The following is an 8,975-nucleotide window of genomic DNA, read 5'->3' as shown; positions in this document are numbered from 1 at the left end:
CACACTCACCACCGCCACCGCCCTCGAGGCCCGCGCCGCCTGGTCGACCATCACGGAGCCCGGCGACACCACCGCCGGCACCCTCACCCGCCACGCCGGCCACACCGCCGCGCTCGAGGCGCTCATCGCGGGCCGCGACGCCCTCCTCGCCGCACTCGCCGCAGCAGACATCGACGTCGACGAGGCCACACAAGCCGCCGCCCGCTGGCTGCCCCGCCACAACGCCCGCCTCATCGACCAGGCGCTCGAGACCGCCGCCCGCCACGGCATCACCCTGATCGACCCGGCCACCATCCCCGGCCTGAGCGACCTCGGCGACGCCGCTCCGCACATCATCTGGGCGCGTGGCACCCTCGCCCCGCTCACCCGCGACCTGCCCGAACGGATCGCTGTGATCGGCGCTCGCGCAGCCACCAGCTACGGAGAGCACGTGACTGCCGAGATCGCCGCCGATCTCGCCCGTCGCGGCATCGTCATCGTCAGCGGAGCCGCCTACGGCATCGACGCCGCCGCACACCGCGCAGCCCTCGCCGCGGGCGGGTCCACCATCGCCTGGCTCGCCGGTGGGGCCGACCGCCCCTACCCCGCGGGGAACAGCGAGCTGATCGCCCGGATCGCCGACCGCGGCGGCGTGGTCGCCAGTGAGGTCGCCCCCGGCTCCGCACCCACCCGCTGGCGCTTCCTCGCTCGCAACCGACTGATCGCCGCGACCACCGCCGCGACGGTCGTCGTCGAGGCCGGCGTGCGATCCGGGTCGCTCACCACCGCCCACCACGCCGCTGCCCTCGGTCGCACGGTCGGCGCCGTCCCCGGCCCGGTCACCAGTCTTATCTGGGTGTTGTCAAGGGGGTGAAGCAAGATTGTGCGGGAGCGGCATGTAATCGACGTCAGCTACTGGCAGGCGAGCTCGTACCCGCTGTGCTTGGCGATGGGGCGGTAGGTGGCGCCTGGATGGAGTCGGGTAGCGACCTCAAGAGCGCTGCCCCACTCGTGTGGTGTGCCTCCGGCTATCCGGTCGATGAGGATGCAGTCCGGGGTGGGGTTGGAGTTTCCGAGCCAGTAGACGTCGTGGTCGTCGACGAGGTATGACATTAGGCCAATGTCGGTCTCAACCGAGGAGCCAGCAGGAATCGCCTCAAGGATTGTGGTCGCTGCGTCAGCCCGGTCGGGCTGATCCCACGAGTTGGGTGAGAGAAGCGACCATAGCGGGAGTGTGGGTAGGAGCACTGTTGCTGCTGTGACGGCGATCGCGGCGCCGTGGCGGCTGTAGCTGCGAAGCCAGGTCCACCGGGAGGTGGGTCCGCGGTTGATGGCATCCAGGAGTGCGACGAACACGATCGGCATGAGGACGGCGCTGTAATGCCAGCTTGGCCCCCAGTAGCCATGGTTGCTTGAGAGGAAACGCCACGCGAGGGTCGGCAGGAGGACGAGCGCGATCGGTGACCGGAGGATGAGCCCGCCGCTGATCACCAGGATCAGGGCGAGCGTGAGCCCTTTCGATGGGTGGAAGAGCCCGCCAGGGTCGGCAAGGAGTGTCAGCGGGTTGGCGTTGCTCGCGTACGCCCAGGAACCCTGGGGGTTAAGGAGTGGGAGCACGATGAACACCGCGATCGCGAACCAGCCCACGCCCCAGACCGCGAGCCAGAGCCCAAGCGGCTTGCGCGAGCGGTAAGCGACAAGCAGACCGATGATGGCGACGGTGAGGCCGAGGTCTTCCTTGACGAAGACCAGGGGGGCCGCCCACAGCACGGTAGCGAGATCGCGGCGCTCGAGCAGTGCGCTGAGCGAACAGGTCAGCAGGGGGACGGCGAGGGCGATCTCGTGGAACTGTGCTTCGGCGGCGTATTGCAGACCCCAGCTGAAGCCGAACGCGAGTCCGAGGAGCACGCCGCCCGCGACGGTGCCGAGGCTGCGGGTCGCGGTGCGGGTGAACATCGCGGCAGCGATCGCGAAACACACCGCTTGAACGGCGAGCAGTGTGAACGCGTGGGGCGCGATCGCGTAGACGGGTGCGATCAGAGCGAGGAGGGGGTGGAAGTGATCGCCGAGGAGGTTGTATCCGTCGCCTTTGATGTTCACGATGGGCGGTTGCATCCGGGCGTAGTTGTCGAGCAGCTGGGCGAAGATGCTCAGGTCCCAGGACTTCACGGTGAACTGCGACCACTGCCATGCTGCGTAGACAACGTATGTCGTCGCGACGATCACCCCGACGGCGCACGGCGCTATCCATCCCATGCGCCTGTGCCGACCGGGTAGCCGCGGCGCCGTGGGCAGCGCCCGGATCGGCGTGATTGTCACCGGGGTGGCTCCAGGCCGAGATCGCTGCACGCCACGCCATCCTCCTCCGGGAAGACCGCGAGTGTCCCGTCACGCTGGGAGCAGACAAACAGCTCCGGAACGAGATGGATCCGCCCATCGTTGGGGGGCGGTCCGTCATTCTCACCACCGAGTACGCCGATACGCCATACGGACTCACACAAGTCGATGGCGCGGGCAACCCGGTCGTCTCCGACCGGCGACGGATCGCCGACCTGCTGCGCGCGGCTCTGCAACGAGGGCGACTCGTAGCAGTACGCGGAGTTGTGCCGCAGCTCCGCGGATGCAAGGGCGATCAGCGCCCCACCCGTGGTGGCAGCGACAAGCACACCGGCGCCGATGAAGATGCTGACCCGCTTGCGAGACCGGCTCCGGTTGCTACGTCGCCGGACCTCGCGCATCAGGTTGTCGCGCATCCGGTCGTAGTTCGGCTCGTCAATAGTCATTGGTCTATCTGCTTCCTCAACGCTCCGCGCACCCGGGACAGGCGGTTCCGTACAGCCGAGTGACTGGTGCGGAGCTGGTACGCGGCCTGCTTGTAGCTGAGTCCCTCGACAACGCAGAGCCGAAATACGTCTTGGTCGATCTGCGGAAGGGCCGCAACGATCCTTACGACCTGTTCGAGTTCCATGTTCCGCGCTGCTTCGGCGTCCACCTCGCGCGGGGAGGTGAGGTCGTCTTCACTCAGCGCAGTCGTGACCCGCTGCGTCAGACGCCTACTTGCCCGCTGAACGTTGAGGGCAAGGTAGTTGGCAGTGGTCAGCAACCACGGCAGGCAAGAGGTGCCGGTTAGGTCAATACGACGGCACTTGCGCCACAACAGCAGAAACGCGTCTTGGGTCACTTCCTCGGCGTCTGACGCGGAGTCAACCTTGCTCCGCGCGAGCAGATACACCGCCCGGACGTGGCGGTCATGGAGTTCGCTCAGAGCGGTGTCGTCTCCATCGCGCAGTCGTCGCAGCAGTGGCACATCGTCTTCGACATGATCGGCCGATGCGAAATCTTGCCGATCCGGGGACGCGCGCGCGGGCTCCGCCACCTGCGTCTCCCTCCGACACACGACTCTTCTCGTACCCCATGTTCCCCCACCGTGTGGGTCGGCCGGGGCGACTGTCCGTTCGGACCAAAGGGTCTCAGTATTCGTCGAGGTCTGGCGTGTGAGCAGCGATCGTCGCAAGGCTCTGAACGAAGATCATCGATCCGAAGGGAACAGACCAACATCATGAAACGTCCCCTCGCCGCCCTCGCCGCATCGCTGCTCATGATCGGAGCCGCCGCCATCACGGCGCCCGCGGCAACTGCCGACACCATCGACCGCACTCAGAGCTGTTGGCAGGAGCTCGACACCGGGAAGTCCCTGTGCGTCGACGCCGACGCCAACCTTGCAGACGCCGTGTACGAGGCATACGGCATCGTCCTGTCCACGCCCGACGGGGCGCTCGAAGTCAGCGACGAACTCGTCAACGACTCCAGCAGTGCTCGCTCCGATGTCGCGCCGCTGGCAAGCACCGTGATCGGCATCTTCTACGAGCACAATAACTACGGCGGCGCCTCGTACGCAGCGAGCGTCACCCAGAACGGCTGCTACGGCTACGCCCACGGCTACACGAGCCTCGCCGGTATCGGCTGGGACAACCGGATCACGTCGTTCCGGTCGTACTCGAACTGCAAGACCGCGATTTTCGAGAACACCAACTACGGCGGCGCGTCCTACGGTTACTACGTGAACTCCAGCAACGTCGGCGCCGCGATGAACGACCGCGCCTCGTCGATCCGTTGGGCAGCGTGACCCACACCGACGCGAGGGCAACGACCGTGCGCCCTCGCGTCATCGCCGCGGTTGCCGCGATCCTGTTCGTCATCGCGTCCGTGTGGGCGGGGGTTCCCGCCAACGCGACCGTAGATGATGACCCTCTGAGTGGCTTCACGCAGGCTGAGAGGGATCTGTTCGAGTCCGGTGAGCCGGCAATCCTGACGGTGGACCCCGCAACCGGCGAGTTCGTGGCGATTGATGCTGCACCGTCGCTAGTGCAGCCGTTCGGCGTGGTGCCGAACTGCAGCGGTGACCGGGCCTGCTGGCAGGGCTACCTGTCACCGCACCTGTGGTACGGATTTGACGGTACCGGCGCCAGCGGAACCTGGCCCAACCGGGGCAACTTCAAGAGCAACAACTATCGAGCGAAGCTCTGCTGGTCCTACGCAGGCAACAACCCCTGCATGTCCGGATACAGCGGCCTCAACCAGACAATCACCTTCGGGACTGAAGTGACGGGGAAGAGCGTCGCGCTCACCCGATAGCCGAGCCAGTGACGGCGGAGCGGGACACCATCGCAAGGGGTGTCCCGCTCCGCCGTTACCTCATCGGTCACTGAATCGGATGCTGGTGACGTTGGCTGGTTGCCCCATGAGTTCGCGGATGGCGGTGCGTTCCACCGCGAGATCGTCCTCGAGACTGCGGACTTGTTCGCGCAGTTGGGAAACGGTGCGGAGCAGGTCGGCGTTCTGGCCGAGGAGTCGTTCGATCTCATGGCCGCGGTGCTCATAGAGCTCACGCAGTCGCTTCTCATCCCGGAGCTCGATCTGCGCGGCAAGCCCCGACTCGAGCCTCCGGTTCAACTCGCGGGCTTCACCCTTGAGTCGTTTGATCGTGTTCTGCGCGTTCACCAGGTCCGCGGCGCGTGCCGCGTGGAGGGGGCGGTCGCCTGCGGCTGGATGTCGTTCCTGATGCCGACGTAGGCCCTCCATGAGATCGGGGCGGCTGTAGAGGAACTGCCGGCTCACGCCGGCCGCGGCCGCGAGAGTCGAGACCGTGAGCGCCTGGCCGTGTGCTGCGGCCGCGTGCAGAGTCGCGGCGACATCACGGTGCTTGCGGGCGCTGGCCTCGGCCCGCGCCTGGGCCAACGCAGCGGAGTTTCCTCGGGGTGGGGTGGGCATCGTCGTCGTCATATCTCCCTCAGCTCGATGTGTTTCCCGGCGAGGGCAGCGCTGCGGGCGCGTCTCATCACCTCGGACATGGTGGAGATCTCACGCCGCTGGTCCTGTGGGAGCTGTTCGAGACGTTCCCGCATGGTGGTGAGCACCTTCTCGTAGTCGGCGATCAGGCCGCGCTGCGCGTCCAGCAAGTAGCCGGCGGTGTCGGAGGCCTCCGCGATCCGCAACTGCGACTTCAGCTTCACGATCTCCTTCTCGATCTCTGGGATGTGTGAAGGGTTGGGGCGGAAGAACCCACAGCCCGCGCACTGATACCGCAGCTGACACGCGGTACCGCCAGCGGCGACATTGCTCGGCTCCGCGCAGTCGCCGTAAGGGACCGGTGTGATCTTCAGCTGCATACGCCCGTTCGCGATGCCGACCTGTCGGCCGTGACGATCGTGCGCAAGCGGGGCGAGCGTGTTGACGGCCTTCCGGCGACGTTTCGAACTGACCTGGTAGTAGCCCATCGTGGTGCTCAACGAGACGTGGTCCATGAGCTGCCGCAACACGTCCGGGTCTGTCCCGTTGTCCGCGTGACGTTGCGCGTAGGCGCGGCGGAAGTCGTAGGGCTGCACCGTGGTCAGGTCGAAGTCGACCGGGTGCCCGTCAGCGTCCGTCACCGGCCCGGGGACCTGGGGAAGGTTCGCTGCGAACTTGTGCAGGATCTTGCCCAGGTAGCGTTCCCCGATCGGCGGGATGTTCTCGTCCTGCAGCCGGCGCCTCCCGCTCGGGAACAGGTACGACGATCTGATGCCTCGCTCGGTGCGGATGCGCTCCCACCGCCGGATCGACTCGACGACGGGTGTCTCGACGGGGAGTTCCTTGGTCGCGCCGCCGGTCTTGTGCGCCGTGTATCGCAGCAGCCAGCCGCCGTGCCGATCCTGAACGAGACAGTCGGTGCGCAAGGTCGCGATCTCTGCCGGTCGGCGGCCGGTCTCCATGAGCAGTTCGAGCACGCACCGATACATGTCGGAATGGCGACCGATGTCGAGCTGGTCGGTGTGGCTTCGCAGATGCGCGACGACCGCGGCAGGGGTCACCCGATCGCTTTCGACCTTCTGGTCGCCTTTCCCCCGCAGGGTGCGGCGTTTCTGCGCGGCGTAGTTCTGCGCGAAGCTCTCCGGGATCTCATCCCAGACGCCGAACCGTCGTGCCAGCCGGCAGAGTTCCCACCAGACCGAGTAGGTGAACTTGATCCCCTGCGCCGACCAGCGCTGCTCGAACCGTGCGATGATCGCCGCCATGTCCTCGTAGGACAGTCGCGTCGGATCCGTGCCCGCGTCGGACCGGCGAGCGGCCATCACCTGGGATGCCTCGGCGCAGACGTCGAAACACTTCCGGACTGCCCCACGCGGTTCCAACGTCGCACCCAGCCAGGTGCGGAACGCGTCCGCCAGCCACGGCTGCGTGAGCTTCCGAATATCCAGCGGGGTGCCGCCGAGATCCGGGTTCCGTGCCGACTGGGTCTCCCGCAGCGGCAGGTCCTGGAGGAAGATCAGATCGCCGCGGAGCGAGTCGTATCCCTCGAATTGACGGTGCGCCTTCTCCAGCAGCAGGATCCCGACCGCGCGCAGACCCTTCAACCGGACGGAGTGCTCATGCGACCGGAAGCACTCCAACAGGTCGGTGTGCCGATCGGCGGCGACGTCGTTGATGAACGGCCGCAGCTTGCTGATCATCACCCGGCCCACGCCGCGATCGGCATACTGCTGGATGACGAACAGCAGCTCCGTGCGCAACGGCTCGCTCAGCGACCCGAGCGCGAGCTGGTGACGCTCCAGCACCACGTTCGAGCCCATGAAGTCCTCGACCGTGAGGGCAGGCTGCTTGCGGCGCGCCGCCCGCAGTCCCGAGTCGTGATAGTCGCAAAGGCCGCTGCTGATGCTGTGCGACAGGATCCTGCCGCACGACGCAATTGGGCACGGGACTGACGGGAACACGACCTTCCCCACCCGATCGGCGACGAATGCCTCCAGACGGTGATCGGTGAGCGCGGCGTCCGACTGCTTGCAGCGTTTCGCGAACAGGTCGTAGTGCGTGGGGCACAGACCCCGCGTGGTCATCGCCCGCCCGCAGCGGACGCCCGCCTCATCGGATATGCCGCAGAGCTCGAAGCCGCGGGTCGTCCTCCTCGCATCCAAGCTCACCTTCGGGTGCGTGCGGGCATACTCCTCAACGCTCACGCCCGCATGTCTGGCCCGCCGCTGGCATGGCGGGCAGTAGTCGACGCGCGAAGCGGGATTCGCGCAACCCGGCCGCCGGCAGGCACGGAAATCGTTGAGCTCGTTGAACGGATCGACCGTCAGGATCCCAGTTGCCGCATCCCACGCACCAACAACCCACTCCTCGTTCAACATCCCCGCCAGGAAATCCCGCCAACCGCTTCCAGATTGGCTGCCTGGTGCCTCCGCGGTCTCGACGATGAGCGTCACGATCGGTCCTCCGAATCCATCGTCGTGCGTACGACCGCAGCGCGCAGCGCCTCATCGCTGGCGTGCGTGTAGATGAGCGTCGACGCCAACGATCGGTGCCCGAGCAGCACCCGCACGACATCCAGGTCCACCGCCTGCCCCTCCAGCCCGCGCAACCAGATCGTGGCGCGCGTGTGCCGCAGCAGATGTGGCCTCACGTAGAACCCCAGACGGTTCGACCACCGGCGGAACAGGTCGACCACCGTCGGGTAGGTCAACGCCCGGCCCGCAGTCGAGCCCTCCAGCGACACGATCGCGTTCGGACTCCCGTCGTCACCGAGCAGCCTCAAACGTTCCGACAACGTCTCCTGATACGACAACGCCAGCTCCGCGGGCACCGGAACGGTCCGCAGAGACTTCGCCCGCGCGCCGTTCACGGAACGGTTCCGCACGACATGCAGATGGGGACCGCGGAGCCGGCAGCCGTGCGCGCTGTTGTCGGCGAGCAGATGCAGGTCCTGTCGAAACAGCGACAGTGCTTCACCGATGCGCAGCCCGGTGAAGTAGAGCAGATCCACCAAAAAACGGTCCCGCGGCCGCAGTGACAACTCGAGCAGAGCCCGCCGCTCAGCTTCCTCCGACAACCACAACGGCGCCGTCTCCACGTGCACCGTTCGGACCTTCAACGATCTCGTCATCACACTCCGGATCCGCCCGTGCTCACCGCCCCGCGTCCCCGGGCGCACCAACTGATCCTCCGTCAGCTGGGCGACCAGGGCCCTGGGCACGAGATCCTCAAGCGCGGCCCACCTGTAGAACTCCACCAACGCGACCAACCACGCGGCGACCGTCGCGGGCTTGCGAGGCGTCGCGATCGTGGAGCCTCGCGGCACCGGTGTCATCAGCAGATGGTTCTTCCACTGCACCAGCGTGGACGGTCGCACCTGAGTCCAGTGAAGCCCCTGCGCCGGCAACCAACTCAGGAAGCCCGCCACACGGAGACCGTAGTTCCGCACCGTGTTCGGAGACGCGCCCGACTCGGACAGAGAACGCAGCCAGTCGCACGCGCCGGGGTGAATCGTCCCCTGCGTCCGATCGAACACCACGCCGGCATCGACACCGGAGAAAGTCGGCACCCAGCGGAACGCGAACAGCCCGAGGTCACTCATGATCGCACCGTAGCCGCCGTCACTGACACTGCTGCGGGAGTGTCCACCCAAGGACGATCTACATCCGACGCTGACAACCACGTACGACCACACATGACTACAGATA

Annotated in this window: 9 protein-coding genes; 3 read left to right on the top strand and 6 right to left on the bottom strand. The window is 66.6% G+C overall.

The genetic code is table 11. The features are described 5' to 3' along the window. Positions 1-853 (top strand): DNA-processing protein DprA (locus BGN98_RS07415; RefSeq protein ID WP_288120549.1); only part of this gene is annotated, 853 nt, incomplete at its 5' end. 38 nt (positions 854-891) lie between these two features. On the opposite strand, the gene BGN98_RS07410 is transcribed toward BGN98_RS07415, so the two are convergent. Genes BGN98_RS07410 through BGN98_RS07400 form a run of 3 tightly spaced genes read right to left on the bottom strand, consistent with a single transcriptional unit; the run spans position 892 to position 3,355 of the window. Continuing rightward, positions 892-2,235 (bottom strand): DUF2079 domain-containing protein, encoded by a 1,344-nt coding sequence (locus tag BGN98_RS07410; protein ID WP_288120547.1) that lies wholly within the window; start codon positions 2,233-2,235, stop codon positions 892-894. A gap of 59 nt (positions 2,236-2,294) precedes the next feature. Continuing rightward, positions 2,295-2,762, bottom strand: a complete 468-nt coding sequence (locus tag BGN98_RS07405; protein ID WP_288120545.1) for a hypothetical protein — start codon at positions 2,760-2,762, stop codon at positions 2,295-2,297. After that, a complete protein-coding gene (locus tag BGN98_RS07400) occupies positions 2,759-3,355 on the bottom strand; it encodes an RNA polymerase sigma factor (RefSeq protein ID WP_288120543.1) in 597 nt (198 codons plus the stop codon). The genes BGN98_RS07405 and BGN98_RS07400 overlap by 4 nt, the downstream gene beginning before the upstream one ends. 183 nt (positions 3,356-3,538) lie before the next feature. Between BGN98_RS07400 and BGN98_RS07395 the strand changes: the two genes are divergently transcribed. Together BGN98_RS07395 and BGN98_RS07390 are read left to right on the top strand one after the other, a co-directional pair. After that, complete coding sequence (locus tag BGN98_RS07395; protein ID WP_056208535.1) at positions 3,539-4,105, top strand: beta/gamma crystallin family protein; 567 nt, start codon at positions 3,539-3,541, stop codon at positions 4,103-4,105. Continuing rightward, positions 4,102-4,614 (top strand): hypothetical protein, encoded by a 513-nt coding sequence (locus tag BGN98_RS07390; protein ID WP_288120541.1) that lies wholly within the window; start codon positions 4,102-4,104, stop codon positions 4,612-4,614. Before BGN98_RS07395 ends, BGN98_RS07390 begins: the two co-directional genes overlap by 4 nt. A gap of 60 nt (positions 4,615-4,674) precedes the next feature. Here BGN98_RS07390 and BGN98_RS07385 read toward each other — a convergent pair whose 3' ends face one another. The 3 genes from BGN98_RS07385 to BGN98_RS07375 are packed head-to-tail and all read right to left on the bottom strand — an operon-like array spanning position 4,675 to position 8,869. After that, positions 4,675-5,250, bottom strand: coding sequence for a DUF6262 family protein (locus tag BGN98_RS07385; RefSeq protein ID WP_288120540.1), 576 nt, complete (start codon positions 5,248-5,250; stop codon positions 4,675-4,677). 8 nt (positions 5,251-5,258) lie between these two features. Continuing rightward, positions 5,259-7,721: a tyrosine-type recombinase/integrase gene (locus BGN98_RS07380; RefSeq protein WP_288120538.1), complete on the bottom strand. Its 2,463-nt coding sequence runs from the start codon at positions 7,719-7,721 to the stop codon at positions 5,259-5,261. Then, on the bottom strand, positions 7,718-8,869 hold the full coding sequence (locus BGN98_RS07375; protein WP_288120536.1) for a tyrosine-type recombinase/integrase: 1,152 nt from the start codon (positions 8,867-8,869) through the stop codon (positions 7,718-7,720). Before BGN98_RS07375 ends, BGN98_RS07380 begins: the two co-directional genes overlap by 4 nt. Between the last annotated feature and the right edge of the window lie 106 nt (positions 8,870-8,975).

Source organism: Microbacterium sp. 69-7, assembly GCF_001897985.1.
Taxonomy (GTDB): Bacteria; Actinomycetota; Actinomycetes; order Actinomycetales; family Microbacteriaceae; genus Microbacterium; species Microbacterium laevaniformans.
Note: the sequence above shows the minus strand (reverse complement) of the source record. Positions and strands in the feature narration are given on the sequence as shown.